The sequence below is a fragment of the Microbacterium sp. Marseille-Q6648 genome (assembly GCF_943181415.1).
Lineage (GTDB): Bacteria > Actinomycetota > Actinomycetes > Actinomycetales > Microbacteriaceae > Microbacterium.
The window spans coordinates 943,477-969,524 of sequence record NZ_CALPBZ010000001.1; the positions used below are offsets into that span (position 1 = coordinate 943,477).

A 26,048-nucleotide genomic window follows, 5' to 3' on the forward strand; every position below is an offset into this window, starting at 1 on the left:
CCCTTCCGGGGCGGGGCGTTCGGCTTTCCCGCGCCGGGGTCTGCGCCAGTCACAACGGCCTGCCGGGGCTGTCAGAGCGCCAGCCGTCACGTATGTCGAGGTGCGGCAACGCGCACGGGCACAGGTGACGGCTCGGTGCGGCCTGCCGGGACTGTCAGAGCGCCAGCCGTCACGTATGTCCAGGTGCGGCACCTCGCACGGACACAGGTGACGGCTCGGTGCGGCCGATCAATGGCGAAGGGGGCGGGTGCCGCGTGGTCAGGGAGCCCGGTACACGTCCAGAATGGTCGGCGCGCCCTCGGGGCGGGAGACCACCACGATCTCGTCGCCGGCCTCGATGTGCCCGGTCTTGACGACCTTGAGGTACGGCCCCAGACGGCGAGCGTCCGAGAAGCGCCGCACCCAGCCGCGCTGGTCGGCGCCGCCGACCCAGCGCGCGAACGTCTGGCAGGGCGTGCGCGGCATCGTGACCACCACTTCGACACGGCCGCCGATGCGCCAGCGCTCCCCGATCACGGCGGCGTTCACGTCCATGCCCTCGGTGCGCAGGTTCTCCCCGAAGAACCCCGGCGACAGCGGTCGGCCCAGCTCTTCCTCCCAGTAGGCCGCATCCTCCTGGGCGTAGGCGTACAGCGCCTTGTCGAGACCGCCATGGTGGCGACGATCGGCCTGCACGTCGCCGTATGCGCCGAATCTGCCGATCTTCACGGCGCCGTCGATGGGGCCCTTGTCGATCGCCGTCACTCCGATGGCGCCCGGCCCGTCGTCCTCACGCAGCTGACGGACGGCGCAGACGGCGAGCAGACGCGGCATCCCGTCATCCTACGCACGAGGCGTGCAGCGACCGGGACTTCCGAGTCCTCCTCAGCCGCCGAGCCCACCGATCGTGAAGCTCTGCATCGCGCGCAAGACCTCGGGATCCGACAGGAGAGGCACCACGATGAGGATGCCGGAGATGAAGGTGAAGACCACCCCGCCGGTCAGGGCGATCCACCACGAGAGGCGCCCGCGACGCATGCTCCACGCGGAGAGCGCCGCCGTCACCATCCACCCGAAGGCGAGCACCAGGCTGGCCGCGATCGCCCACGGCCGGCCGGCCGCCGGATCGGACAGTTCGGCGTCCACCCCCATCGTCTCGAGGAGGTTGGACGCGTACGTGCCGTAGTCGATGAACGCCGGGATCGCGCCGATCATCGTGACGAAACCGTAGGCCAGCAGCGCGATCGTGACGATGCGATCGATCGAACGGCCCCGCGTCGCCCGCGCGGGCGCGGCGGCCGCGCCGTCCGCGCTGCCAGCACCCGGACCCGGCGACCCGGTCCTTCCGGCAGCGGGCCGGTGCGCCGATACCGCAGCGACCTCATCGGGGTTCTGCCCGGTGTCCAGCGCCGCCGTGACGTCGGGCTGGCGGATGCGCGCGCGCTGCTCCTCGGGAGTGGCGTACTCGCCGTACTGCGGCCGCGGTCGCGACAGCTCGCCTTCGGCGCTCACGCGGTCGACCGCTCCGCCGAAACGCGACCGCCGCGGCGGCTCTCGGCATCCTGGCGCAACTCCTTGGGAAGCGAGAACATCAGGTCCTCCTCCGCCGTCTTGACCTCTTCGACGTCGCCGAACCCGGCATCGCGCAGGTCGTCGAGGACCTGCTGGACGAGCACCTCCGGCACCGACGCGCCGCTGGTGACGCCGACCGTCTCGACGCCGTCGAACCAGGCCTGCTCGATCTCATCCGCGTAGTCCACGCGGTACGCGGCCTTGGCGCCGTACTCCAGCGCCACCTCCACCAGCCGCACACTGTTCGAGGAGTTCGCCGAACCGACGACGATCACCAGGTCGGCGTCCTTCGCGACCTTCTTGATCGCCACCTGACGGTTCTGCGTGGCGTAGCAGATGTCGTCCGACGGCGGGTCCTGCAGGTTCGGGAAGCGCTCGCGCAGCCGGCGCACCGTCTCCATGGTCTCGTCCACCGACAGGGTGGTCTGCGACAGCCAGACGACCTTCGACGGATCGCGCACCTCGACGGTGGCAGCCTCGTCGGGCGAGTTCACGACGGTGACGTGGTCGGGCGCCTCACCGGCGGTCCCCTCGACTTCCTCGTGCCACTCGTGGCCGATCAGCAGGATCTCGAAGTCGTCTCGGGCGAAGCGCACGGCCTCGCGGTGCACCTTCGTCACGAGCGGGCAGGTCGCGTCGATCGCCTGCAAGTGGCGGTCCGCGGCTGCGTTCACCACGGCCGGCGAAACGCCGTGCGCGCTGAAGACGACGTGCGCGCCCTCGGGAACCTCATCGACCTCGTCGACGAAGATGGCGCCGCGCTCCTCGAGCTCGGACACGACATGGATGTTGTGCACGATCTGCTTGCGCACGTACACGGGCGCGCCGAAGCGCTCGAGGGCCTTCTCCACGGCGATCACGGCGCGATCGACGCCGGCGCAGTACCCGCGGGGTGCGGCCAGCAGCACCCGCTTGTGTCCGGGCACCGGGATATCCTGAAGACGCTCGCGCCGCCGTGGCACACGGGGCACGGGCATTCGGACGGCCGGGTTCGCTGTGGATGCACTCACCGTTCGATTCTACGGGCGGGGTCGCCGCCCAGCCCCGCCGCCGCCAGGAGGACCATGACCGCGTTCGAACCCGTGGCCGTCGCCGGCGAGGCGCCGCCGCCCGATTCGGTGCGTCCCCGCGACTCCTCGGCCGAGGCTCCGACCTCGGTCGCGCGGCTCAACGACACGATCCGCGGGTTCCTGCAGACGTGGGGGTCGGTGTGGGTCGAGGGAGAGATCACGTCGTGGAACCTGCGGGGCGGCAACGTCTTCGGCAGGATGAAGGACCTCGTCACCGACGCGAGCATCACCTTCCGCATCTGGTCGTCCACCCGCGACCGGCTGCCGAGCGACCTCAAGGTCGGCGACCACGTCATCGCGTGCGTCAAGGCCGACTACTTCATCAAGACCGGCGATCTCACCTTCGGCGTGTCGGCAATGCGACACGTCGGTCTCGGCGATCAGCTCGAGAAGCTCGAACGCTTGCGCGCGCAACTGCGCTCCGAGGGCCTGTTCGATGCTTCTCGCAAGAAGCCCCTCCCCTTCCTGCCGCACTGCATCGGCCTGATCACCGGCGAGAGATCGGATGCCGAGAAGGACGTCCATCGCAACGCCGAACTGCGCTGGCCGCAGGTGCACTTCCGCACCCGCTACGCCGCCGTGCAGGGCGACCGATGCGTGCCTGAGACGATCGCCGCGCTCAAAGCCCTCGACGCCGACCCCGATGTCGACGTCATCGTCATCGCCCGCGGGGGCGGCGATCCGCAGACGCTCCTCGGATTCAGCGACGAGCGTCTCGTTCGGGCGGTGGCAGCGGCGACCACCCCGGTCGTCAGCGCCATCGGGCACGAGAACGATCACCCGCTGCTGGACGATGTCGCCGATCTCCGTGCGTCCACACCCACGGACGCCGCCAAGCGAGTCGTGCCGGACGTGTCCGAGCAGCGGGCGCTGGTGGGGCAGCTGCGGTCCCGACTCACCATGCGCCTCACCCAGCGCGTCGCGCATGACATCGCTCAGCTCGAGCAGCTGCGGTCCCGCCCCGTGCTGCGCGATCCGGCATCCATGTTCACGGCACGCTCGCACGAGATCCATCTGCTCACGGCGCGAGGTCGCGATCGGGTGAGCCGCGCACTCGACTCGCACGCACGCCACGCAGCCGAGCTCACGGCCACCCTGCGCGCACTCTCTCCCGCGTCGACCCTCGCGCGAGGGTACGCCATCGCCCACGTCCCGGGAGGCGCGATCGTCCGCGATGCCGCGCAGGCTCCGTCCGGCACCGAGGTGCTCGTGACAGTCGCGCAGGGCTCCTTCGCAGCGCGCTCCGAGGGGCCGATCGACGACGGCGGGTCCGGCGGCACGACCGCGGGCGACGTCTCCGGTGCGACCTAGGATGGAAGCCATGACCGAGTCGCAGGGCCCCGCCGTCGACGTCGCCGAGCTGTCGTTCGAACAGGCGCGGGACGAGCTGGTGCGCGTGGTCGCCGAACTGGAGCAGGGCGCCCCCACGCTCGAGCACTCGCTCGCCCTGTGGGAGCGGGGCGAGGCCCTGGCCGCCCGGTGCGAGGAGTGGCTGCGCGGCGCCAAGCGACGGCTGGAGGACGCCCGCGCCGGCACCGACCGGACGGACGGGTGATGGCACGCGACCCGCGCATCGTGGCCGAGCTCGGCCGCCCCGAGACCGCTGACGAGACCGCCGCGCGGAAGGCCGAAGCCTCGCGCATCTACCGGTCCAGTCAGACGGTGCGCAACCTCGTCGCCGCGCTCGTCATCACCGTCGCCGTCGTCGCCGTCATCATCTTCGCCGTTCCCCGCGGCACCCCGCCCGACGACGGACCCATCGACGTCGCCGCTGTCGCCGCCGACGTCGCCGACGCCCGGGAGCGCACGGTCATCGTGCCCGATGCGCCCCCCGAGTGGCGCGTGAACGCCGCCTCGGTCACCGGCGAGGGCATCCGCGCCTGGACCGTGGTCTACGTGCCCGACGCCGGCTTCTTGAGGATCGCGCAGGGCTTCGACGCCGACGAGTCGTGGCCGACCCGCGAACTGGGCGGCGCAGCGGTCGGCGAGACCGTCGAGATCGCAGGTGTCGAGTGGGATCGCTACGACATCCGCGACCCCGCGCGCGCCGGTAACGTCTCGGGGGCGCTCGCCACCGACGCCGGCGCCGACATCGTGATGGTCTACGGCACGTCGTCCGACGAAGACCTGGAGCGCGCGGCCGAGGCCGTCGCCGAGGACGTATTGGCCCTGCGTGAGGAGGAATCGTGACCGACAGCACCGCAACCCCCGCCACCGCCCCCACTCCCGCCAAGGTGTGGGAGGAGATGCGACGCGGCAATGAGCGCTTCGTCGCCGGTGAGCCCCGCCACCCCCGCCAGGACGTCGAACGTCGTCATGTCCTGGCCGCCGGTCAGCGGCCCCGCGCCGCCCTGTTCGGCTGCTCGGACTCGCGCCTGGCCGCCGAGATCATCTTCGACAAGGGCCTGGGCGATCTGTTCGTCGTCCGCAATGCCGGTCAGGTCATCTCCGACTCCGTGGTGGGAAGCCTGGAGTACGCGGTCGCCGTGCTCGAGGTTCCGCTCATCATCGTGCTCGGCCACGACGCGTGCGGCGCGGTGGGGGCCGCGATCGACAGCACCGGCATCGACGCTCCCACCCTCCCGCCGCACATCTGGCGACAGATCGCCCCCATCGTGCCCGCCGTGCGGCGCGTCATCCGCGAGAACGGCCCCGACGCACCCGTCGACCCCGAGGTCGTGGGCCGCGAGCACCTGCGCGACACTGTCGCGGACCTGCTGCACTCGTCCGAGCTCATCAGCGACGCCGTCGCGGAGGGCCGCCTCGCCATCGTCGGCGCGAACTACCGCCTCGCCGAGGGGACGGCCGTGCCCGATGTCATCGTTGGGCTCGACAGCGACCCCAGCGCCCACCACTGAGCTGCACCCCTGCCACGAAGTAGACACCGGAGGAACAACGACGTGACCGACACCGAGTACCGCATCGAGCACGACACCATGGGCGAGGTGCGGGTGCCCGCAGCCGCTCTCTACAGCGCGCAGACCCAACGCGCCGTCGAGAACTTCCCCATTTCGGGTACCGGCCTGGAGTCCACTCAGATCGCGGCGCTGGCGCGCATCAAGAAAGCCGCGGCCCTGGCCAACAAAGAGCTGGGGGTCCTCGACGCCGGCATCGCCGACGCGATCGCCGCCGCGGCCGACGAGGTCATCTCGGGTGTCCACGACGCGCACTTCCCCGTCGACACCTACCAGACCGGCAGCGGGACCTCGTCGAACATGAACATGAACGAGGTGCTGGCGACCCTCGCCACCCGTCACCTCGGATCACCGGTCCACCCGAACGATCACGTGAACGCGTCCCAGTCCTCGAACGACGTGTTCCCCACCTCGGTCCACATCGCCGTCACCCAGGCGCTCATCGACGACCTCATCCCCGCGCTCGACCACCTCTGCGTCGCTCTCGAGGCGAAGGCGGAGCAGTGGAAGAGCGTCGTGAAGTCCGGTCGCACCCACCTGATGGACGCCACCCCGGTGACCCTCGGCCAGGAGTTCGGCGGCTACGCGCGGCAGATGCGTCTCGGGATCGAGCGCGTGCAGTCCGCACTCCCCCGCGTCGGAGAGGTGCCGCTGGGCGGCACCGCCGTCGGCACCGGGATCAACACGCCCGCCGGCTTCCCGCAGAAGGTCATCGCGCTGCTGGCGGCCGACACCGAGCTGCCCATCACCGAGGCCAAGGACCACTTCGAGGCGCAGGCCAATCGCGACGGCCTGGTCGAGACCTCGGGAGCGCTGCGCACCATCGCGGTCTCGCTGACGAAGATCAACAACGACCTGCGCTGGATGGGTTCGGGCCCGAACACCGGACTCGGCGAACTGCACATCCCCGACCTGCAGCCGGGCTCGTCGATCATGCCCGGCAAGGTCAACCCGGTCGTCCCGGAAGCCGTGCTCATGGTGTGCGCACGCGTCATCGGGAACGACGCCACCGTGGCGTGGGCGGGCGCATCGGGCTCGTTCGAGCTCAACGTCGCCATCCCCGTGATGGGCACGGCCCTGCTGGAGTCGATCCGCCTGCTCAGCAACGCCGTGCGCGTGCTGGCTGACAAGACGATCGACGGGCTCGAAGCGAACGTCGAGCGCGCCGCGGCCTACGCCGGCATGTCGCCGTCGATCGTGACCCCGCTGAACAAGCTCATCGGCTATGAAGCCGCTGCGAAGATCGCCAAGCACTCCGTCGCCAAGGGGATCACCGTCCGTGAGGCGGTGCTCGACCTCGGCTACGTGGACCGCGGTGAGCTCACCATCGAACAGCTCGACAGCAAGCTCGACCTGCTGTCGATGACGCACCCGGGCTGAGGCCGCCGGCGGCACGAACCGCGGGTGCCGCGCACGGGCTGTCGCGGGGCGATAATCAGGGGGTGGCACCCACCTCCCGGCCGCTCACGGCGCGTGCGCGCATCCTCGGCGCGATCCTCGCCGTGGCGTGCATCGGTCTTGCGATCGTGGGAAGCGTGACCTTCATCGTGCAGCGCGAGCGCATCGTCCGCGAAGTCGAGGCGCGGCTGTACGGGCAGGTGGAGCGTCTGCAGACCGTCGCGGGGCTCGGTGGTGACAGCGGCGCGTCCGAGGTCGGCACCCCCTCGACATCGCAGGATCCCCCCGTGCAGCAGTACGCCTCGGTCGACGACTATCTGCGCGATGCCGTCGCCCGCCTGGTGCCGGGGCGGAACGAGGCATCCGTGGCGATCGTGGACGGCGCGGCGCGCTTCCGGCCGACGACGCTGTCGGGATTCGACATCGCCGACGACCGCGCCCTCATCGCCCGCGTCAGCGCCGAGACCGCCGCGACGGGCGAGACCGTCTCAGGCACCGCCAGCAGCGAGGACGGCGCCCTGCGCTACATCGCCGTCCCGGTCCAGGTGGCCGGCGATCCCCGCGAGGGCGTGTACCTGAGGGCCATCGATCTCGAGGCCGAGCTCGAGCCCGTCACCGCCGGCATGGCCACCTACGCCCTGGCCGCGGTGATCGTGCTCGCCGCGATCGGCGTCGTCGGCTGGTTCGTGACAGGGCGGTTGCTCTCTCCCATCCGTCATCTGCGCGAGACCGCCGACGCGATCACCATCGAGGACCTCTCCCCGCGCATGCGCGCGCGCGGCACCGACGACATCGCCGATCTCTCTCGCACCGTCAACTCGATGCTCGACCGCCTGGAGGGCTCCGTCGACGTCCAGCGTCAGCTTCTGGACGATGTGCGCCACGAACTCAAGACGCCGATCACCATCGTGCGCGGCCACCTCGAGCTGATGAACACGCGCGACGCCGCGGATGTGGAAGCCGCCCGCGAGATCGGGATGGCCGAACTCGACCGGATGACCCGGCTGGTCGAAGACATCGACCTGCTGGCCGCTGCGGAGGGCGACGCCTACACGATGGGCGAGGTCGACCTGGGCGCCCTCACCGCGCGCGTGGGCGAGCTCGTCGCAGTGATCCCCGGGCATGCCTGGAGCGTGGAGTCGTACGCCGCCGGGCACGTCGTCGCCGACGGCGACCGCCTGCTGCAGGCGTGGCTTCAGCTCGCCGACAACGCGGCCAAGTACACACCGCCGGGCTCGCGCATCGAGATCGGCAGCGCCCTGGACGCCACCGGCACCCGGCTCTGGGTGCGCGACCACGGCCCCGGCATCCCGCCGGCGGCACGGCACCGCATCTTCCGTCGCTTCGACCGCGCACAGATCAAACGCGAGATCGGCGGCTCCGGTCTCGGGCTCGCGATCGTCGACGCCATCGCCAAGTCCCACGGCGGTGTGTGCGCCGTGTCGGACACCCCCGGCGGCGGAGCCACCTTCACCATCCACCTGCCCACGGCGTCGGCCACCCTGCCCTCTCCGGTGCGTGCGGGAGACGTCGTCCTGCAACGAGAGGCTTCGGAATGACCAAGATCCTCATCATCGAGGATGAGTCGCGCATCGCCTCGTTCGTCAGCCGCGGGCTGGAGGCGGCCGGCTACGAGACGCAGACCGTCGAGGACGGCGCTGAGGGGCTGGCGGCAGCCCTCCACGGCGACGCCGACCTCGTGCTGCTCGATGTCGGTCTTCCCACGATGGACGGCTTCGAGGTGCTGCGCGCCCTGCGCGCCGCGCGGAACACCATCCCCGTCATCATGCTCACCGCACGTTCGAGCACCCGCGACACCGTCGACGGGCTCGACGCCGGCGCCAACGACTACGTGCCGAAGCCGTTCACGTTCGACGAGCTGCTCGCCCGCGTGCGTTCACGCCTGCGCGAGACCGCACTGTCGCCCGGAGTCAGCATCACCCATGGCGATGTCGTGCTCGATGTGCTCGCGCGCCGCGCGACGGTGGGTGGCCGTGAGGTGGAGCTGTCGACGCGCGAGTTCGCGCTCGCCGAGCAGTTCCTGCGCAATCCGGGTCGCGTCCTCAGCCGTGAGGTGCTGCTCAGCCGTGTGTGGGGTCTGGACTTCGATCCCGGATCGAACGTCGTCGACGTCTACGTGCGGTACCTGCGCGGCAAGCTCGGCGCTGCGCACATCATCACCGTGCGTGGGGCGGGGTACCGCTGGGAGTAGCCCGTCGCACGAAGAAGCCCCCGGTGCTGGGGGACACCGGGGGCTGTGACGGCCGGCGGGGGAACCGGCCTCATCAATCGCGCTGGTCTGGGGGAACGCGCGATTGGGCTTTCTTCGCACCGGTCCCGAGCGCGAGCCCGGGATTGTCGGCGGAGCGACCCGTCGAGGGGACGGGAGTCTGGGGAGGCGTGGCGGCGTGAGTGCGCGTGTTGGCTGCGCGCTCCTCCGCGACAGGGGAACGCTGAGCGGGGCCGGATGCCGCGTTCTCCCGGGCCGGCGCGGGCGACGCTCCCTGCGTTGAGGACTCGGTCGAGAGCTTCTCGTCGGCAGGACCGCGCTCGGCGCCGGGGCCCGAACGAGAACCGGGACCTTCGGAAGAGACCGCGCCCGGTTCCACCAGGTCGGCACCCGCGAGCCGTCCGCCCTCGGGCATGTCCGGCTCGGACGCACCACCGTCGTCGGCGAGTCCGGCGAACCAGCGGTCGACGCGATCGGCGGACCAGCCACGGCTCAGCGCCCAATCGCGGAGAGGGTCCGGGGCACCGTCGTCGCGCCACGCCGACACCGATGCCTCAGCGACCTCGAGGTCGAACGGCGCGGCATCCGGCACGATCCCCGGCTCGGGTGCGGGGACGATCTCGGCCCGGGCAACCGGAGCCGGCGGGGCCGGCTCCCCGCCGGCCTCGCCGCCGTGGCTTCGCTCGACGGAGCGGCGGGGCGGTTCGCGGGGGCGGCGGCGGCAGCACCGGTGTCGGAGAGGCGGACGGCACGAGCAGGGGGGCGGCGCCGACCGGAGATCCGGCCGCATCGGCGAGGACGGCCGAGGTGGTGACGGCGACGGCGGCCATCACGGCGATGCTGGCCACGACGGTGGCGGCGCCGCCCACGGCGAAGCGTCTCCGAGTGTCCACGGCATCCTTCCCTGCATCCGTCGCTCAGCGCACAGACGTGGAGGCGTCCCCACGCGCAGATACCATGTTTCCAGACTGGTAAGGCCGGCGAGGCACTTCGGCGATGAGACTCTTCTCATTCGGTGGGCGGATCGCACCCGCCCGCACGCGACGAGGGGGCCGGGATGCGGCATCCCGGCCCCCTCGTCGTCGTCAGGCCAGTTCGCCCGCTTCGAGCAGATCGGTCACCAGAGCGGCGATCGCCGAGCGCTCGGACCGCGTGAGCGTCACGTGCCCGAACAGTCCGTGACCCTTCAGCGTCTCGATGACCGAGGCGACGCCGTCGTGGCGCCCCACCCTCAGGTTGTCGCGCTGGCCCACGTCGTGGGTGAGCACGACGCGCGAGTTCTGCCCCATGCGGCTGAGGACGGTGAGCAGGACGTTCCGTTCGAGCGACTGGGCCTCGTCGACGATCACGAAGGCATCGTGCAGCGAGCGTCCCCTGATGTGGGTCAGGGGCATGACCTCGAGCAGACCGCGCTCGACGACCTCGTCGAGGACATTCCCCGACACGACCGAGCCGAGGGTGTCGAAGACGGCCTGCCCCCACGGGTTCATCTTCTCGGCCTGGTCGCCGGGGAGGTAGCCGAGCTCCTGCCCGCCCACGGCGAACAGCGGACGGAAGACGATGATCTTCTTCTGCTGCTGGCGTTCGAGCACCGCCTCCAGTCCCGCACACAGCGCGAGGGCGGACTTCCCCGTGCCGGCGCGGCCGCCGAGCGAGACGATGCCGACCTCGGGATCCAGCAGCAGGTCGATGGCGATCCGCTGCTCGGCGGAGCGCCCGTGCAGACCGAAGACCTCGCGGTCGCCTCGCACCAACCGGTATCCGCCGTCGCCGGTCACCCGGCCGAGCGCCGAGCCTCGTTCGGAGTGGATGATCAGTCCGGTGTTGACGGGCAGACCGCGCACGTCCTCGCTCGTGGCCACCTCGGTCTCGTACAGGTCGCTGATCTCGTCGCCCGAGACGTCGATGGCCGTGATGCCCGTCCACCCCGAGTCGACGGCCTGCTCGGCGAGGTACTCCTCGGCGGTGAGACCGATGGATGCCGCCTTGACGCGCATCGGGAGGTCCTTCGACACGATGGTGACGTCCTGTCCCTCGCCCGCCAGGTGCATGGCGACGGCGAGGATGCGGCTGTCGTTGTCGCCGAGGCGCATGCCGGCGGGGAGGACTCCGGGGTCGGTGTTGGACAGCTCCACGCGCAGGGTGCCCCCGGTTCCGACCTCGACGGGATAGTCGAGCCGGCCGTGCTCGATGCGCATCTCGTCGAGATGGCGCAGCGCCTGACGGGCGAAGTATCCGATCTCGGGATCGTGACGCTTGCCCTCGAGTTCGGTGATCACCACGACCGGGATCACGATGCTGTGCTCGGCGAACCGGAAGAAGGCTCGGGGGTCGCTCAGCAGGACCGATGTGTCCAGGACGTAGGTGCGCAACGCCGTATCGCTTTCCGCGACCTCCTCGTCGAGGATCCGACTGCGCTGATCGTGTGGTGCTCGTGTGGTCACAACCCACTCCCGCCCCGGGTGCTTCACCCGGCAGTCACGAGTCGACCAGGGTCACGAGTCGCGATCTCAGGCCGACTCGAACGGGCTCCGTGCCCGTTGGGTTGAAACTACGACCACGATGATTCTCCGGCGATTCCGACACGCGGCGAGTTGGTTACGACGGGGTTAATTCCGGGGCCGTCACCACACGCGGGCGGCGGAGAACTCCGCCAGCGCGTCTCCCAGCAGGCGGATGCTGTCGGCGCCGGTCCCCGCGTGGGGCGCGACGCGGATGAGCCCGGAGCGCACCGTCACCGTGATGCCGTGGTTGGCCAGGGACGCCGCCAGCGGCGCGGCATCCTGCGGAGCCGGCGCGAGCGTCACGATGCCGGCGTGCTGCGCGGGTTCGCGCGGCGTGAGCACGGGGATGCCGTAGCGATCGGCGGTGAAGAAGACGTCCCGCGCCCGCCCCGCTACCTCGCCCTCGATCGCGGACACTCCGACCTCGGCGATCTCGCGGAGTGCGGCGGCCAGCCGCGAGGCGGCGAGCGCATCGGGCCATGCGACGGTGAACGCGCGGGCCGAGGCGGAAGGAAGCGGCACGACATCCACGGGAAGGTCGCCATCGGTGCCCGCGAAGCCCGACAGCACCGGCGCGAGACGCTCCAGCGCCCGCTCGCCGAAGCGTGCGAAGCCGGTGCCCCGACCGGCGCGGAGCCACTTGTAGCCGTTCGCGCAGACGACATCGGCGGCGCCGTAGTCTGCGTCCACGACTCCGAAGCCCTGAATGGCGTCGACGATCAGCAGGCGATCGCCGATCACGTCGCGCAGCGCGGTGAGGTCGGCGCGGTACCCCGTGCGGAAGTCGACCAGGCTGACGGCGAGGGCGCGGGTGTCGTCGGTGAGCGACGCGCGCACCAGCTCGGGGGTGACCATCCCGTCTTCGGGATCCATCCACTGCACCTGCAGCGAGCCGAGTGCGTCCGCCGCACGTTGGGCGGTGACGGTGAGACTGGGGAACTCCGCCCGCGAGACCAGCAGCCCGCCCGCGACGCCGTAGATGGCGTGCATGAGTCCATACGTGGTGGACGGCTGGAGGACCACCTGGTCGGGCGCGGCATCCAGCATTCCGGCGAGAAGCTCGCGGGCGTCGGCCACGTGCCCCCCGACGAGGTCGAGGCTCGAGCGCCGCCCGGAGCCGAGCAGCTCGGTGTCGGCCCCCGCCTCCGCGCGCACGGACGGCGACAGCGGGCCGAAGGAGGCCCAGTCCAGATATCCCGGCTCGGCATCGAACGAGGCCAGGAACGACTCCATATCCGCCACGACGTCATTCTGGCATGATGCGCTGCGCACCGGGCCGGGTCGATGCGGGAGAGCGGCCGGTCAGCCGCCGAAACGGCGATCGCGACTGGCGTAGTCGCGCATCGCGCGCAGGAAGTCCACCTCGCGAAGATCCGGTCCGAGCGCCTCGACGAAATAGAACTCGGAGTGCGCGCTCTGCCACAGCAGGAAGTCGCTGAGACGCTGCTCCCCCGACGTGCGGATGACGAGGTCCGGGTCGGGCTGGCCGCCGGTGTACAGGTGCTCGCCGATCTGCTCGGGAGTGAGGTTGGCCGCCAGCTCCTCGAGCGACCCGCCGCCGCCCCCGTGCTGGGCGATGATGCTGCGCACGGCGTCGACGATCTCGCCGCGGCCGCCGTAGGCCACGGCCAGGTTGACGTGCAGGCCGGTGTTGCCGGTCGTGCGCCTCTCCGCCTCGGCCAGGACGCGGGCGAGCTCCGTCGGGAGCTCTTCGGTCCGGCCGACGTGCTTGACCCGCCAATCGCGCTCGTGCGAGAGCTCGTCGGCCAGCTCCGCGATGATCTCGATGAGATCCGAGAGCTCGCGCGAGTCGCGCTTGCGCAGGTTGTCGCTCGACAGCAGATAGAGCGACACCACCCCCACGCCGATGTCATCGCACCACCCGAGGAATTCGCGCATCTTCGCGGCCCCCGCCCGGTGACCGTGGGCGGCGGAATCGTAGCCGAGCTGGCGCGCCCATCGGCGGTTGCCGTCGATCATCATCGCGATGTGGTGGGGCACGTCCTCGGGCCGCAGGCGGCGCCGGAGCCTGTTGATGTACAGACGGTAGAGAGGACCTCTCCCCTCGTTCGACGAAGCATGCGCCACACGCTTACGCTACCGTCCCCGTCGCCAGGCTCCGCGCGGCTCCGCGCAATGAGACCCGGTCCCACCGGCAATGGGATCGAGTATGTACGGACGCCGGTATGCCCGGGGATCTACCCTGGAGCAATGGCCCGCCGCAGCCCCACTCCCCCCGAACCCGACGTCCCGCACCTGCCCCTCATGGAGGCCGCGCACGTCGACGCGGTCGTCGACGTGCGGCCCACGTGGCGCGGGTGGATCCACGCCGCGACCTTCCCGATCGCGATCGTCGCGGGGATCGTGCTGATCGCCGCTGCGCAGGGCTCGGCGGCCAAGATCGCCTCGGCGATCTTCATGGTGAGCTCGCTGCTGCTGTTCGGCATCTCGGCGCTGTACCACCGGTTCGACTGGAGCCCGAAGACGAAGGTCCTGCTCAAGCGCATCGACCACGCCAACATCGTGCTGCTCATCGCCGGCACCTACACCCCGATCGCCGTCCTCGCGCTCCCCACCCCGAAGACCGTCCTGCTCATGTCCCTGGTGTGGGGCGGAGCGCTGGTGGGCATCCTCTTCCGCGTCTTCTGGGTGCACGCACCGCGGTGGCTCTACGTCGCGCTGTACCTCGCACTCGGCTGGGCCGCTGTGATGTACCTCCCCGACCTGCTCGCGGCCAACGCGGCGATGATGATCCTGGTGTGCGTCGGCGGACTGCTCTACACCGCGGGCGCGATCGTGTACGCCATGAAGCGCCCCAACCCGTGGCCCGGGCACTTCGGGTTCCACGAGATCTTCCACGTGTGCACGGTGCTGGCGTTCCTGTGCCATTGGACGGCATGCCTGCTCATCGCCATCGAGCCGGCGTACCACGGCGGCTGAGCCGTCACTCGCCCCGGGGCGGACCCTGATCGGACGCGTCGTCCTGCGCAGCGGAATCCGTGTCGGCGGTCCGCTGCCTCGCGTCCTGCTCCTCGGCCGCGCGCTCCTCGGCCGCGCGCTCCTCGGCCGCGCGCTCCTCGGCGTCGAGCTCCTCGGCGATGTCGGCGCGGACGCGTCCCCGGCGGATGCGGCGCAGCATGTCGGCCACCAGCAGCACCACCGCCAGCGCGATGAACGCGATGATGGCGAAGCCCCAGACCCCCGGGGTGACCAGTTCGGGGTCGACCGTCGGCGTCGGGGTGGGGGTGACGGCGCCGGTGACGACGTGGGCGACGGCGGAGAGAGCGTGCGGCATGGTGTCCTCGATCGAGCGCGGGGCAGGCGTACGGCATGGGCGGGTGATGGCCCGACGCGGCGACGACGGCGCGTAGCCTGGTGGTCCCAGCCTAATCTTCGGAGCGGACCCCATGACCACGGCAGAGATGCTCGACGAGCGATACGGTCGTACGCGCACGCCCCGATCGAAATGGATGCTGGGCGCGGCGATCGGGATCGGCGCGGTGCTCACGGGTCTGCTCGCGTGGTCGGTGGTCGCTCCCACCTTCGAGACCGTCGACGTCGACACCACGAGCTTCGAAGTCGTCGACGAGCACACGGTCGAACTGGGGTTTCAGTTCAGCGGGCCGGTCGGTCGCACCGTCGCGTGCGCGCTCGAGGCGCAGGACACCGAGCACGGCGTGGTGGGCTGGCGTGTCGTGGAGTTCCCGGCATCCGACCAGGCTGCGCGGGCTTTTCGGGAGGTCATCCCCACGACGGCCGAGGCCACGACGGGTTTGGTCAACGCCTGCTGGGTGACGTAGTCTGTCGCGAAGACCTTCTCGTGACGCCCTGGCCGGAGCCGGGGCGTTTCGAACATCCGGACCCTCATATCGAAGGAGTCAGACGTGTCCAACGATGCCCAGGTGACCTTCCTCACGCAGGATGCGTACGACCGTCTCGCCGCCGAGCTCGAGCACCTCTCCACCACCGGTCGCGAAGAGATCGCCAAACGCATCGAGGCGGCGCGCGAAGAGGGCGACCTCAAGGAGAACGGCGGATACCACGCCGCCAAGGACGAGCAGGGCAAGCAGGAGGCCCGCATCCGCACCCTGCAGTCGCTCTTGAAGAACGCCACCGTGGGCGAAGCGCCCGAGAGCACCGGAACGGTCGAACCCGGCACCGTGGTCACGGCGGTCATCGCGGGAGGCGAAGAGGTCTTCCTCCTCGGCAGCCGCGAGATCGCAGCGAACAGCGAGCTCGACGTCTACAGCGAGGCCTCGCCGCTCGGCTCCGCCATCCTGGGACTGGCCGAGGGCGACAACACCAGCTACACCGCCCCGAACGGGCGCGAGATCTCGGTCGAGATCGTCAAGGTCGAGACCTATCACGGGCAGTAGCCTCGTGCGGCCCGTAAGGGTGGGCGGTGGTTTCCGGGGTCAGTCCGGCACGACGGTGGGCGCGTAGCCCGCCTCTTCGAGCACCGAGATGACGTGTGCACGGTGCTCCTCGCCGCGCGTCTCGACGCTCAGCTGCAGGATCACCTCGCTGATCTGCAGCCCCTGTCCGTGCCGCGTGTGCAGCACTTCGATGACGTTGGCTCCCGCGTGGGCGAGCAGCTCCGAGACGCGCGCGAGCTGACCGGGACGATCCGGCAGCGGGATCTGCAGGGTCATGTAGCGTCCCGAGGCCGCGAGTCCGTGCGCGACCACGCGCTGCAGGAGGAGCGGATCGATGTTTCCGCCCGAGAGCACGGCGACGGTCGGCCCCGACGCCGTGACCTTGCCGGCGAGGATCGCGGCCACCCCCACGGCACCCGCGGGCTCCACGACCTGCTTGGCCCGCTCGAGCAGCACGAGGAGCGCCCGGGCGATGTCGTCGTCCGAGACGGTGACGACATCGTCCACGAGGTCGCGGATGATCTCGAAGGGAAGGTCGCCGGGGCGCGCCACGGCGATGCCGTCCGCGATCGTCGGGCGGGTCTCGATCTCGAGGGGCTCCCCGGCGGCGAGCGACGACGGGTAGGCCGCGGCGTTCTCCGCCTGGACCCCGATGATGCGCACCGTTCGCCCGGCCGCACGCGCGCGGGCCTTGGCCGCGGCGGCGACGCCGGCGAGCAGCCCTCCCCCGCCTATTCCCACCACGATCGTCTCGACGTCGGGAAGCTCGTCCATGATCTCCAGGCCGAGGGTGCCCTGCCCCGCGATGATGTCCGGGTGGTCGAAGGGGTGGATGAAGACGGCGCCCGTGCGCTCGGCGAACTCCGCCGCCAGACGCAGCGGCGTCTCGACCGTGGCGCCGTCGAGGACGACGTCCGCACCGTAGCCGCGGGTGGCGAGCAGCTTCGGCACGGGCACCCCGAGCGGCATGAAGATCGTGGCGTGGATGCCGAGGGCCTTGGCCGCCAGCGCGACACCCTGGGCGTGGTTGCCTGCGGACGCCGCGACGACCCCGCGCGCCCGCTCCTCGGCGGTCAGGCGCGACAGTCGGTACGTCGCGCCCCGGATCTTGAACGAGCCGGTGCGCTGGAGGTTCTCGAGCTTGAGGTGGACGGGGACGCCGAGCACATCGCTGAGATTCTGCGAGTAGTCCAGAGGCGTGGTCGAGATCACGCCGGCGAGGGCCGCAGCGGCGCTGTCGACCTCCGCCAAGGTGGGGATGCGGCTGGCCACGACGGACGACGGGTCGGTGCTCACGCGGGTGTCCTCCTCGGACGCGGGACGGTGGACCAGATGAGATCGCCCGAGGGCGGCGCTGCCCCGGTCTCCCACGCGCGATCGCCGAGGTACACGGCGACGACGTTGACGAAGGCGGCGAGGGGCACGGCGAACAGGGCGCCCGGGATGCCGGCGATGAGAGCGCCGCCGGCGACGACGAGCACCACCGCCAGCGGGTGCACCTTCACGGCCGAGCCCATCAGGAGGGGCTGGAGGACATGACCCTCCAACTGCTGGACCCCGAGCACGACCACCAGCATCCACAGTGCGATCCAGGGCCCGTTGTAGACCAGCGCGAGGAACACCGCGACCGCGCCCGTCAGCACCGCGCCGACGATGGGGATGAAAGCGCCGAGGAAGACCAGGACGGCGATCGGGATCGCCAGGGGCACGCCCAGGAAGAACGCGCCCAGCCCGATGCCGATGGCGTCGATGGTGGCCACGAGCAGCTGCGTGCGCGCGTAGTTGACCACCGTCACCCATCCGGCGCGCGCCGCGCCGTCCACGGCCGGGCGCGCGCGCCGCGGGAACAGCCGCGTGCTCCACCGCCAGATGCCCGCGCCGTCCGCCAGCAGCGTCAGGAGGATGAAGAGGGTCAACAGCGCCCCGGTGGCGACGTGGCCGATGGTCGTGCCGATCGCCAGCGCACCGCTCCACAGGACACCCGCCTGCTCCTGGATGAGCGACCACGCCTGTCCCAGCAGGTCGTCGATCTGCCCGGCGGTCAGGTGCAGCGGCCCCTGGATGAGGTACTGCCGGAACTCCGCCACCGCTTCCACCGTGCGCTCGCTCACCGACGGCCACTCGCGGGTCACCTGCCAGATCACCAGCCACATCAGGCCCGACACGACCGCCAGGGTCGTGAGCACCGACACCACGATGGCCAGCCAACGTGGCACGCGATGCCGCAGCATCCAGCCGAACCCCGGTGAGAGGAGGGCCGTGATGAGGATCGCGATCAGCAGCGGGATGACGAGGAGCTTCAGCTGGATGATCAGCCAGATGGCCACGGCGGCCGCGGCGGCCACGACCAGAAGACGCCACGAGTAGGCGGTGGCGATCCGCAGCCCGCGCGGAACGGTCGCGCCGATCTCGGAAGAGACGACGCGACTTCGATCCTTCAGCGCGTCCAGCAGGGAGCCGCGCGGCTTGTCGTCGGAGCCGCTCATCCCGCCAGTCTAGGCGCGTGGCATACCGCGCCGTTCATGAGCCCGAGGCGACATGTCGGCGGCCGTCGTTAGGCTGGCGCGCGTGAGATCCACGCTCAGCACCGCCGAAGCGCGGCGCATCGCGCTGGCCGCTCAGGGCTTCGCCCGGCCCCGACCCGCCGCGGTGACGACGCGCCAGCTCAACTCGGCGATGCGCCGGATGGGGACGCTGCAGATCGACTCGGTGAACGTCTTCGCGCGCTCGCACTACATGCCCCTGTTCTCGCGCCTGGGCGCCTACGATCCCGCGGACCTGGATCGCCTTCTGTTCGCCCGCCGTGCACCGTACGTGGAGTACTGGGCGCATGTGGCCGCCTTCATCCCCGCCGCGGACTGGGCGCTCTTCCGCTTCCGCATGGACGACAACCGCGCGAAGTACGGCACTGACCCGGACGGGTGGTTTCGGCGCCACAGCGACATCGTCGACTGGGTGCTCGGCGAGCTCGCCGAGCGGGGGCCGCTGCGCCCCGCGCAGCTCGAGCACGACGCGCGGCGCTCATCGCGCCGCGGGCCCTGGTGGGACTGGGACGTGGTGAAGAACGCCTTGGAGTACCTCTGGCTCTTCGGCGAGGTGGCCATTGCGGGTCGCCAGGGATTCGAACGCCGCTACGCCCTCGCGGAGCAGGTGATACCGGCTGCGGTCCTGGACTCCGTCATCCCGAGGCCGGACGCGATCCGAGAACTCGTCGCGCGAGCGAGCGCCGCCTACGGCGTGGCGACGGCATCCGACCTCGCCGACTACTGGCGTCTCAGGGATCGACCGGCGGTGCACCGCGCGATCGCCGAACTCCAGGACGCCGGCGTTCTGCAGCCGGTCACCGTGGCCGGCTGGACCAGCGCGGGAAGACCGGCCAAGGCGTGGCTGCACCGCGACGCCGTCCTCCCCCGGCGCGTCGACGCCGCCGCACTGCTGACACCGTTCGATCCGATGGTGTGGTTCCGCGACCGCGCCGAGCGGCTCTTCGACTTCGCGTACCGCATCGAGATCTACACACCGGCGCCCCGCCGTCGCTACGGCTACTATTCCCTGCCCGTCCTGCTCGGCGACGACGTGGTCGGACGCGTCGACCTCAAGGCGGATCGGGCGCGCTCGACGCTGCTGGTGCAATCGGCCTGGTGGGAGCACGGTCGACCTGCGGATGCCGCGGAGCGCCTCGCCACCGAGGTGCGCACCGCCGCGGCATGGCAGCGACTGGAGAGCATCTCGGTGTCGCGGTGGGGCGACGCCGCCGATGACGTCGCGGCAGCGCTCCCCGAAGCCGAGCGGCACGACAGCCGGCCTGACGTCTCGGAAGCGGCCCCTGCCACGGAGGCAGCGGGCGACGCACCGGCTAACGTGGACGGGTGAGACCTCGAGCGGTGATGGGCATCGCCGTCGGCACCGTGCTCGCGGTCACGGTGATCCTCATCACGGCGTGGCTGTTCACGCGGCCCTCAGGACCGGATGCCGTCGCCGACGCGTTCCTCGCCGCCTTGGCGGCCGGCGAGGGCGACGATGCGGCCGCTCTCCTGGCCGATCCCCCGCCGGAGGCCGTCATCGAACGCTTCGCCGACGCCGCGGCCTACATCAGCGACCCGGACGTACGCTCGATCGACGCGGCGAGCGAGGACGCCGCGACCGCCGTCGCCGACATCGCGCTCGGGGGTACGACCACCCGTGTCACCCTGGCCCTCGTGCGCACGCCGGTCGGCTGGCGCGTACAGGACGGGCTCGGGAGCGTCGCAGCGGGCACCACTCTCGGTGACAGCATCCGTATCGGAGGTGTCCTCACTCGGGCGGGCGATGCGGTGCCGGTGCTCCCCGCCGCCTACGACGTCGAGGCCGCGCCCGGTGATCTCCTGGTCGGGCGCGAGGAGGCGCTGGCGCTTCCGGGCGCCGATGTCGAGGTGACGGTGCGGGCCGCGCTCGGACCCGACGCCGAGGCCCGGGCGCAGGAGGGCGTGGACGCCTACGCCGACGACTGCGCGCGCCCGGCCGATGCCGTGCCCGAGCGGTGCGGCATCCGCATCCCGTGGGCGGCGGACCTCGCGACCCTGACGGCGGTCGACTTCCGCATCGAAGCCCACCCGCTGGTCGAGCTGTCCGAGGAGGATCTGTCGTTCACGGCGACCGACGGTGTGCTCGTGGCCACCGTGACCGGTGTGACTCGAGCCGGGGACGAGGGCTCGTTCACCTACCGCACCGATACCTGGACGCTGCGCGGAGACCTCTCCTTCCGCGGCGACCGGATGGTGCTCGCCGTGCGGTGATCGGGGTACCCCGACGCATGATCGGACCGCGGCCTCAGCCGCGCCTGAGCTCTAGTCCGAGCCACCGCGCGAGCTCCTGGACCTCGTTCTCGACCGCGTCGTCGATCTCGGCAGTGAACGGGATGTCCTCGTGGACGGCATGCACCGTCAGCACTCCGGCGCGACGATCCGCTCTGGCGTCGAGCTTCCCGACGAACCGGTCGCCGTGCAGGATCGGCAGGGCGAAGTATCCCCACCGGCGCGCGGTCGCGGGCTTGTACATCTCCAGCACGTACTCGAACCCGAAGAGCTGCTGCAGCCGATCGCGGTCGAACACCAGTCGGTCGAAGGGCGAGACCAGCGCGGTGCGGGGCGCGAAGGTGTCCAGCTCGTCGAGAGCGGCCACGTCCACCCGCCACTCGCCGTCGACGCCGTCCACCACGACCGGCTCGCCGATCTCACCGACATCGATGGCCTCGACCGGCTGCGCGACGCTGCGCACTCGCGCGATGCCCAGCGCACCCAGGCGCCGCTGCGCCCGCTCGCGCGCCGCGTCCTCCGCACCGAGCGTCTCGACGTCGGCCGGATACACCCGCTCGGCGAGGTCGAAGATACGGCCTTTGGCGTCCCGCGAGTGGATCGCGACGTCGCCGGTCATCACGAGGATCTCGAGCAACTGCAGCGTGTTGCGGTTGTCGGTCCAGCCGGTGGAACGCCACGGCACCTGAGCACCGTCGGGGATCTCGCTCGGCCGGAGCGGTCCGTCCGCGCGGAGCCTGGCCATCACGTCCCTGCGGAACCGGTCGTTGGCCTCGAGCCAGTCCCGTGCCGAGCGGGATGCCGGGCGGGTGCGCATCTCGGGGATCAGCAGGGCGAGATCCGTCATCGCGCGGTAGAACCCGCCCCACTCGAAGACCGCACGGTCCACCTCGACCAGCCGGACGAGATCATCGGGCTGATACGGCCATCCCAGGCGCGACCAGAGGATGAGGTCGGCGCTCGGCGCGATCGCGGCGGTCGGCTCGATGTTGACGACGGTGAGGGCGTCGATCGTCTCGACGATGCCGACCGGGCGCGCCGCCCCCAGCAGCTGAGCATGGACGGCGAGTCGCCTCGCCTGCGCTCTCGTCAGCTGCCGCACGACGGGCGCCCGTAGGGCTCAGAACTGGACGCGCGGGGGCTCGCTGATCGCGGCACCGTCGACCACCTCGAAGAACTCGCGCTCGTGGAAGCCGAGGTTGCGCGCGAAGAGGTTGTTCGGGAAGACCTTGATCTTGGTGTTGAGCTCGCGCACGCCGCCGTTGTAGAACCGGCGCGAGGCCTGGATCTTGTCTTCCGTGTCGACGATCGACTGCTGCAGCTGCAGGAAGTTCTGGCTCGCCTGCAATTGCGGATACGCCTCGGCGACGGCGAAGAGCGACTTCAGGGCCCGCTGCATGTGACCTTCCGCCACGCCCGCGGCCGCGGGGCTCTCGGCCGTGATGGTCTCGGCGCGTGCGCGGGTGACGTTCTCGAACACGGCCTTCTCATGGGCGGCGTACCCCTTGACCGCTTCGATGAGGTTCGGCAGCAGGTCGGCGCGGCGCTTGAGCTGAACGGTGATGTCGCTCCACGCCTCGTCGACACGGACATTGAGCTGCACGAGCGAGTTGTAGGTCGCCCACAGATAGATGCCCGCGATGACGACGAGCGCCACCACGATGAGGACGGGGATCAACCATTCCATTGCCAGGCACTCCGTTCGCGGTTTGACCTCATCCTAGCCACGGCGTCCCTCGCGCACCGGTGCGCACCGACGTCTCTCAGCCGTTACCCACCGAGCGTCGGGTGCGGCGTACCGACCGGGTACGAGCGAGGGCGGCGTCCGTGAACGCCGCCCTCACTCGTACCCCCGCCGGGACTCGAACCCGGACTGGAGCGGGTTTAAGCCGCCTGCCTCTGCCGATTGGGCTACGGGGGCGCCGCTCGTGCGACGCCACCACGCTACCGTCAGCGCGCGGCGGCGGCCTCCTTGTCTGCTTCGACCTTCTCGGGCTGGTCGGCGATCTTGCCCTGCTCGCGCGGCTCTGCCGGCGGCGTGACGGCCGGCTGTGCCGGGCGGGGACGCGCGGCGAACTCCTCGAACACGTAGCGCGGGTTCTGCACGGTCGAGAGGTTCACGATGTCACGACCCAGCCAGAGGTTGTTCCACCAGCCCCACACCACCCGGAACTTGCGCTCCCAGGTGGGCATCGCCAGACCGTGGTAGCCGCGGTGGGCGACCCACGCGACGAGGCCCTTGAGGGCGATGTTGCCGGACTGGAAGACGCCGTTGTACAGCCCGAGGCCTGCGACGGCACCGAGGTTCTTGTGGACGTAATCCTTCGGCAGCTCGCCGCGCAGCACGGCGGTGATGTTCTTGGCCATCAGCTTGCCCTGGCGCACGGCGTGCTGGGCGTTGGGGACGCAGTAGCCGCCCACGCCGCCGCCCGTGAGGTCGGGCACGGCTGATACGTCGCCGGCTGCCCACGCGCCCTCGACGAATTCCTCGTCGGTGCCGACGCGCAGATCGGGGCGCGTGCGGATGCGACCGCGCTCCTCGACGGGGAGGTCGCTGCCGCGGACGACGGTGGGGTTGGCCATCACACCGGCGGTCCAGATGATGAGGTCGGACGGGATCGTCTCGCCGGTGGACAGCTCGATGTTGCCGTCGACGGCGCCCGTGACCTGGGTGTCCAGGTGCACGTTGGCGCCGCGCTTGGCGAGGTCCTTCAGCACCCATTCGCTGGTCTTCAGCGAGACCTCCGGCATGATGCGGCCCATGGCCTCGACGAGGTGGAAGTGCGTGTCCTCGAACGTCAGCTGCGGGTAGAACTTGATCAGCGACGACGCCAGCGAACGCAGCTCGGCGAACACCTCGATGCCGGCGAAGCCGCCGCCGACGACGACGACGGTGAGCAGGCGGTCGCGCTCGGGGCCGGCAGGCAGCGTGGAGGCCTTGTCGAAGTTCGACATGAGACGGTCGCGGATCGCGACGGCCTCTTCGATGGTCTTGAGGCCGATGGCGTTGTCGGCGATCCCCGGAATGGGGAACGTGCGCGAGACCGCGCCGGCGGTGACGACGATCTGGTCGTACTCCACCTGATACGCCTCACCGGCGACGGGCGTGATCGTGGCGACCTTGTCGGCGTGCTGGATGCCCGTCACCTTGCCGGCGATCACGGTGGACCGCTTGAGGTGTCGACGCAGCGCCACCACCGAGTGACGGGCTTCGATCGAGCCGGCAGCCACCTCGGGGAGGAACGGCTGATAGGTCATGTACGGGAGCGGATCGACGACGGTGACGTCGGCTTCGCCTTTGCGCAGGAGCTTCTCGAGCTTCCAGGCCGTGTAGAAGCCTGCGTAGCCGCCACCGACGATGAGGATCTTGGGCACGGTGTTGGTCACGGTTTGGAGTTCTCCTCCTGTGTCAGCGGCTCGGCGCGCGGGACGCCAATCGGATGCGTCGGACAGCAGCGGTGACGCCGAGCCCGACCAGTATAGCCGTGACGGTGAAGACCAGAAGCGGCACGGTTCCGTACAGCAGCGTCTGCTGGTTCGGAAGGAGCGGTGAGGCGGCCCGTTCAGCGGGGTCCGCAGGCGGGAGCGGGTCGACCTCGACCGGCTGCGCGGAGGGCTCCGGGACGGGGTCGCTCTGGGCGCGCCGGTAGATGCGGATCCAGTCCGCGAGGCTGCCCATCGGGTTCGCCGTGACCGTGGCGACGGTCTCGGAGACGGCCGCCTCGGCATCCACGAGTCCGTAGCCGTAGAGGGGATCGGGTACGGCGCTGGAGCCCGCGGGCGGGGTGGCGGTGCTGATGATGCGGTTGATGACGTTGGCCGCGTCCAGGTCGGGGTGGGCGGCGCGCACGAGGGCGGCGACACCGGCGACGATCGGCGCGGCGCCGCTCGTCCCGTTCCAGCGCACGAGGCGGCCGTCCGCCGAGACGCCGATGAGTTCCTCGCTGGGAGCCGCGACACCGATCGTGATCCCCTGGGTGGATGCTTCGACGCTCGCGCGGCCGTCCGGATCGACGCCCGCCACGGTGAGCACCCCGGGGATCGTCGCGGGGGCACCGACGCGATCGGTGCCGCTCCCCCGGTTGCCGGCGGCGACCACGACGACGACGTCGTTGTCGAAGGCGTAGGTGAACGCGTCGTCCCAGCTGGTGTCCCAGTCCGGGGTGTTCGTGGTGAGCGAGAGGTTGATGATGTCGGCCCCGTTGTCGACCGACCAGCGGATGGCCTCCGCGATCTGCTGCGAGAACGGCACGGCCGACGAGGTGCCGAAGCCGACGGACACCGCGAGGATCTCCGCCTCCGGCGCGACGCCGATCATGCCCTCATCGGGGCCGGTGCCCCGGCCGGCTGCGAGCGATGCCACCCAGCTGCCGTGGTTGGCGTCCACGGCGCCCACCGGCATCCTTCCGTCGGGTGCGCCGACGCCCGACACGTCGATGCCACCGACGACGGCCCCCTCGAACTCGACCGGGCCGCGACCCACGCCGGTGTCGATCACGGCGATGCGCACGCCCTCACCGCGGGTGGTCTCCCACGCATCCTCGATGCCGTAGTCCTCGAGCCAGTACTGCGCGGCGCGGACCGGGTCCTCTTCGGGCTCGGCCTCGGGGGTGGCCGCGGCCGCCGGAGACGCCAGCGTCAGCACGAGCGCCGTCGCCGCCGCGACGATCGGGGTCAGCCTCATCCGCCGGACCCCGCCGCACCGGGCTCGACGCACGAGCAGCGCTCGGGCGACCACGTCGACCGGGCCAGCGCGCGGTCGCCGAACGGGTTCACACCGGGGCCGGCGGCCAGCGCGTGCGCGGCGAGGGCGTGCAGGCACTTCACGCGCACGGGCATGCCCCCCGCCGAGATGCCCTCGATCTCCTCGACAGCGCCGTAGCCCGCACGATCGCGCAGGTACGCCTCGTGCGCCGCCCCGTACTGAGCGGCGAGCTCGTCGTCGCCGGCGAGCTCGTCGCTGAACTCCCGCATAACCTGCGTGGCCTCCAGGGCCGACATCGCGGCCGTGGCACCCGGGTGGGTGAGGTAGTAGAACGTGGGGAACGGCGTGCCGTCGTCCAGCCGGGGAGCGGTCGCCGCCACTGTCGGATTGCCGCACACGCAGCGCGCGGCGATGCCGACGACGCCGCGAGCGGGGCGTCCGAGCTGCTGGCGGAGCACCGCCAGGTCGGCGTCGGACACGGGGGCGTAGGGCGGCGTCGTCACCCG

The 26,048-nt window shown here is 70.8% G+C and carries 27 protein-coding genes and 1 tRNA gene; 12 read left to right on the forward strand and 16 right to left on the reverse strand.

Features of this window, described 5'->3' with window-relative positions; all coding sequences use genetic code 11:
• Nucleotides 1-258: 258 nt before the first annotated feature.
• The 3 genes from NFR93_RS04555 to NFR93_RS04565 are packed head-to-tail and all read right to left on the reverse strand — an operon-like array spanning nt 259 to nt 2,528.
• Nucleotides 259-813 carry an MOSC domain-containing protein gene (locus tag NFR93_RS04555; protein WP_251450387.1) on the reverse strand — a complete coding sequence of 185 codons (555 nt, stop codon included), beginning with the start codon at nt 811-813 and terminating at the stop codon, nt 259-261.
• 51 nt (nt 814-864) lie between these two features.
• Nucleotides 865-1,491 (reverse strand): DUF6264 family protein, encoded by a 627-nt coding sequence (locus NFR93_RS04560; protein WP_251450389.1) that lies wholly within the window; start codon nt 1,489-1,491, stop codon nt 865-867.
• Entirely contained in the window at nt 1,488-2,528 is a 1,041-nt protein-coding gene (locus NFR93_RS04565) for a 4-hydroxy-3-methylbut-2-enyl diphosphate reductase (protein ID WP_251451487.1), read from the reverse strand. Before NFR93_RS04565 ends, NFR93_RS04560 begins: the two co-directional genes overlap by 4 nt.
• Nucleotides 2,529-2,615: 87 nt before the next feature.
• On the opposite strand from NFR93_RS04565, the gene xseA reads away from it, so the two are divergent.
• The 7 genes from xseA to NFR93_RS04600 all read left to right on the forward strand — a co-directional run bounded on the left by xseA (nt 2,616) and on the right by NFR93_RS04600 (nt 9,146).
• Entirely contained in the window at nt 2,616-3,932 is a 1,317-nt protein-coding gene (gene xseA, locus NFR93_RS04570; RefSeq protein WP_251450391.1) for an exodeoxyribonuclease VII large subunit, read from the forward strand.
• Between the two features lies 1 nt (nt 3,933).
• Nucleotides 3,934-4,176, forward strand: a complete 243-nt coding sequence (locus tag NFR93_RS04575) for an exodeoxyribonuclease VII small subunit (protein WP_251450393.1) — start codon at nt 3,934-3,936, stop codon at nt 4,174-4,176.
• Complete coding sequence (locus NFR93_RS04580; RefSeq protein WP_251450395.1) at nt 4,176-4,811, forward strand: DUF4245 family protein; 636 nt, start codon at nt 4,176-4,178, stop codon at nt 4,809-4,811. The genes NFR93_RS04575 and NFR93_RS04580 overlap by 1 nt, the downstream gene beginning before the upstream one ends.
• A 56-nt stretch (nt 4,812-4,867) precedes the next feature.
• Nucleotides 4,868-5,479: a carbonic anhydrase gene (locus tag NFR93_RS04585; RefSeq protein ID WP_251451489.1), complete on the forward strand. Its 612-nt coding sequence runs from the start codon at nt 4,868-4,870 to the stop codon at nt 5,477-5,479.
• Between the two features lie 42 nt (nt 5,480-5,521).
• Complete coding sequence (locus NFR93_RS04590; RefSeq protein WP_251450397.1) at nt 5,522-6,916, forward strand: class II fumarate hydratase; 1,395 nt, start codon at nt 5,522-5,524, stop codon at nt 6,914-6,916.
• A gap of 62 nt (nt 6,917-6,978) precedes the next feature.
• The gene (locus NFR93_RS04595) at nt 6,979-8,493 is read left to right on the forward strand and encodes a sensor histidine kinase (RefSeq protein WP_251450400.1); all 1,515 of its coding nucleotides are present in this window, start codon (nt 6,979-6,981) and stop codon (nt 8,491-8,493) included.
• A complete protein-coding gene (locus tag NFR93_RS04600) occupies nt 8,490-9,146 on the forward strand; it encodes a response regulator transcription factor (protein ID WP_251450402.1) in 657 nt (218 codons plus the stop codon). The genes NFR93_RS04595 and NFR93_RS04600 overlap by 4 nt, the downstream gene beginning before the upstream one ends.
• Nucleotides 9,147-9,219: 73 nt before the next feature.
• Here the strand turns inward: NFR93_RS04600 and NFR93_RS04605 are convergent, their stop codons facing one another.
• The 4 genes from NFR93_RS04605 to NFR93_RS04620 form a co-directional block, all read right to left on the reverse strand.
• Nucleotides 9,220-9,756, reverse strand: coding sequence for a hypothetical protein (locus NFR93_RS04605; RefSeq protein WP_251450404.1), 537 nt, complete (start codon nt 9,754-9,756; stop codon nt 9,220-9,222).
• Nucleotides 9,757-10,249: 493 nt separating this feature from the next.
• The gene (phoH2, locus tag NFR93_RS04610; protein ID WP_251450406.1) at nt 10,250-11,608 is read right to left on the reverse strand and encodes an RNA 5'-3' helicase PhoH2; all 1,359 of its coding nucleotides are present in this window, start codon (nt 11,606-11,608) and stop codon (nt 10,250-10,252) included.
• Between the two features lie 180 nt (nt 11,609-11,788).
• A complete protein-coding gene (locus NFR93_RS04615) occupies nt 11,789-12,901 on the reverse strand; it encodes an aminotransferase class V-fold PLP-dependent enzyme (RefSeq protein ID WP_251451491.1) in 1,113 nt (370 codons plus the stop codon).
• A gap of 69 nt (nt 12,902-12,970) precedes the next feature.
• Nucleotides 12,971-13,756, reverse strand: coding sequence for an isoprenyl transferase (locus tag NFR93_RS04620; RefSeq protein WP_251450408.1), 786 nt, complete (start codon nt 13,754-13,756; stop codon nt 12,971-12,973).
• Between the two features lie 123 nt (nt 13,757-13,879).
• Between NFR93_RS04620 and trhA the strand changes: the two genes are divergently transcribed.
• Nucleotides 13,880-14,608: a PAQR family membrane homeostasis protein TrhA gene (gene trhA, locus NFR93_RS04625; RefSeq protein WP_251450409.1), complete on the forward strand. Its 729-nt coding sequence runs from the start codon at nt 13,880-13,882 to the stop codon at nt 14,606-14,608.
• 4 nt (nt 14,609-14,612) lie between these two features.
• Here the strand turns inward: trhA and NFR93_RS04630 are convergent, their stop codons facing one another.
• Entirely contained in the window at nt 14,613-14,963 is a 351-nt protein-coding gene (locus NFR93_RS04630) for a hypothetical protein (RefSeq protein WP_251450410.1), read from the reverse strand.
• Nucleotides 14,964-15,075: 112 nt separating this feature from the next.
• Between NFR93_RS04630 and NFR93_RS04635 the strand changes: the two genes are divergently transcribed.
• Together NFR93_RS04635 and greA are read left to right on the forward strand one after the other, a co-directional pair.
• Entirely contained in the window at nt 15,076-15,468 is a 393-nt protein-coding gene (locus NFR93_RS04635) for a DUF4307 domain-containing protein (RefSeq protein WP_251450411.1), read from the forward strand.
• An 84-nt stretch (nt 15,469-15,552) separates the two neighbouring features.
• The gene (gene greA / locus NFR93_RS04640; protein ID WP_251450412.1) at nt 15,553-16,044 is read left to right on the forward strand and encodes a transcription elongation factor GreA; all 492 of its coding nucleotides are present in this window, start codon (nt 15,553-15,555) and stop codon (nt 16,042-16,044) included.
• Between the two features lie 39 nt (nt 16,045-16,083).
• Here greA and ilvA read toward each other — a convergent pair whose 3' ends face one another.
• Nucleotides 16,084-17,340 (reverse strand): threonine ammonia-lyase, encoded by a 1,257-nt coding sequence (ilvA, locus tag NFR93_RS04645; protein ID WP_251450413.1) that lies wholly within the window; start codon nt 17,338-17,340, stop codon nt 16,084-16,086.
• Entirely contained in the window at nt 17,337-18,530 is a 1,194-nt protein-coding gene (locus NFR93_RS04650) for an AI-2E family transporter (RefSeq protein WP_251450414.1), read from the reverse strand. The genes ilvA and NFR93_RS04650 overlap by 4 nt, the downstream gene beginning before the upstream one ends.
• An 82-nt stretch (nt 18,531-18,612) precedes the next feature.
• Between NFR93_RS04650 and NFR93_RS04655 the strand changes: the two genes are divergently transcribed.
• Both NFR93_RS04655 and NFR93_RS04660 read left to right on the forward strand, forming a co-directional pair.
• Nucleotides 18,613-19,917, forward strand: coding sequence for a winged helix-turn-helix domain-containing protein (locus tag NFR93_RS04655; protein WP_251450416.1), 1,305 nt, complete (start codon nt 18,613-18,615; stop codon nt 19,915-19,917).
• A complete protein-coding gene (locus NFR93_RS04660; protein ID WP_251450418.1) occupies nt 19,914-20,819 on the forward strand; it encodes a hypothetical protein in 906 nt (301 codons plus the stop codon). Before NFR93_RS04655 ends, NFR93_RS04660 begins: the two co-directional genes overlap by 4 nt.
• Nucleotides 20,820-20,853: 34 nt before the next feature.
• Here NFR93_RS04660 and NFR93_RS04665 read toward each other — a convergent pair whose 3' ends face one another.
• The 6 genes from NFR93_RS04665 to NFR93_RS04690 form a co-directional block, all read right to left on the reverse strand.
• Entirely contained in the window at nt 20,854-21,939 is a 1,086-nt protein-coding gene (locus NFR93_RS04665; protein ID WP_251450420.1) for a DNA glycosylase AlkZ-like family protein, read from the reverse strand.
• Nucleotides 21,940-21,957: 18 nt separating this feature from the next.
• Complete coding sequence (locus tag NFR93_RS04670; RefSeq protein WP_251450422.1) at nt 21,958-22,524, reverse strand: LemA family protein; 567 nt, start codon at nt 22,522-22,524, stop codon at nt 21,958-21,960.
• 160 nt (nt 22,525-22,684) lie between these two features.
• Nucleotides 22,685-22,758, reverse strand: a tRNA-Leu gene (locus NFR93_RS04675).
• A gap of 29 nt (nt 22,759-22,787) precedes the next feature.
• Complete coding sequence (locus tag NFR93_RS04680) at nt 22,788-24,212, reverse strand: NAD(P)/FAD-dependent oxidoreductase (RefSeq protein ID WP_251451493.1); 1,425 nt, start codon at nt 24,210-24,212, stop codon at nt 22,788-22,790.
• Nucleotides 24,213-24,246: 34 nt separating this feature from the next.
• Complete coding sequence (locus NFR93_RS04685; protein WP_251450424.1) at nt 24,247-25,521, reverse strand: S8 family serine peptidase; 1,275 nt, start codon at nt 25,519-25,521, stop codon at nt 24,247-24,249.
• Nucleotides 25,518-26,045, reverse strand: a complete 528-nt coding sequence (locus tag NFR93_RS04690) for a DUF501 domain-containing protein (RefSeq protein WP_251450426.1) — start codon at nt 26,043-26,045, stop codon at nt 25,518-25,520. The genes NFR93_RS04685 and NFR93_RS04690 overlap by 4 nt, the downstream gene beginning before the upstream one ends.
• Nucleotides 26,046-26,048 lie beyond the last annotated feature (3 nt).

What these genes read in the sequence shown, in the direction of transcription:
- xseA (WP_251450391.1), top strand. Translation starts at nt 2,616, where the DNA reads ATGACCGCGTTCGAACCCGTGGCCGTCGCCGGCGAGGCGCCGCCGCCC.
- NFR93_RS04555 (WP_251450387.1), bottom strand. Translation starts at nt 813, where the DNA reads ATGCCGCGTCTGCTCGCCGTCTGCGCCGTCCGTCAGCTGCGTGAGGAC.
- NFR93_RS04650 (WP_251450414.1), bottom strand. Translation starts at nt 18,530, where the DNA reads ATGAGCGGCTCCGACGACAAGCCGCGCGGCTCCCTGCTGGACGCGCTG.
- NFR93_RS04615 (WP_251451491.1), bottom strand. Translation starts at nt 12,901, where the DNA reads ATGGAGTCGTTCCTGGCCTCGTTCGATGCCGAGCCGGGATATCTGGAC.
- NFR93_RS04585 (WP_251451489.1), top strand. Translation starts at nt 4,868, where the DNA reads ATGCGACGCGGCAATGAGCGCTTCGTCGCCGGTGAGCCCCGCCACCCC.
- NFR93_RS04685 (WP_251450424.1), bottom strand. Translation starts at nt 25,521, where the DNA reads ATGAGGCTGACCCCGATCGTCGCGGCGGCGACGGCGCTCGTGCTGACG.
- NFR93_RS04635 (WP_251450411.1), top strand. Translation starts at nt 15,076, where the DNA reads ATGACCACGGCAGAGATGCTCGACGAGCGATACGGTCGTACGCGCACG.
- NFR93_RS04580 (WP_251450395.1), top strand. Translation starts at nt 4,176, where the DNA reads ATGGCACGCGACCCGCGCATCGTGGCCGAGCTCGGCCGCCCCGAGACC.
- NFR93_RS04600 (WP_251450402.1), top strand. Translation starts at nt 8,490, where the DNA reads ATGACCAAGATCCTCATCATCGAGGATGAGTCGCGCATCGCCTCGTTC.
- NFR93_RS04575 (WP_251450393.1), top strand. Translation starts at nt 3,934, where the DNA reads ATGGAAGCCATGACCGAGTCGCAGGGCCCCGCCGTCGACGTCGCCGAG.
- NFR93_RS04670 (WP_251450422.1), bottom strand. Translation starts at nt 22,524, where the DNA reads ATGGAATGGTTGATCCCCGTCCTCATCGTGGTGGCGCTCGTCGTCATC.
- NFR93_RS04630 (WP_251450410.1), bottom strand. Translation starts at nt 14,963, where the DNA reads ATGCCGCACGCTCTCTCCGCCGTCGCCCACGTCGTCACCGGCGCCGTC.
- NFR93_RS04565 (WP_251451487.1), bottom strand. Translation starts at nt 2,528, where the DNA reads ATGCCCGTGCCCCGTGTGCCACGGCGGCGCGAGCGTCTTCAGGATATC.
- trhA (WP_251450409.1), top strand. Translation starts at nt 13,880, where the DNA reads ATGGCCCGCCGCAGCCCCACTCCCCCCGAACCCGACGTCCCGCACCTG.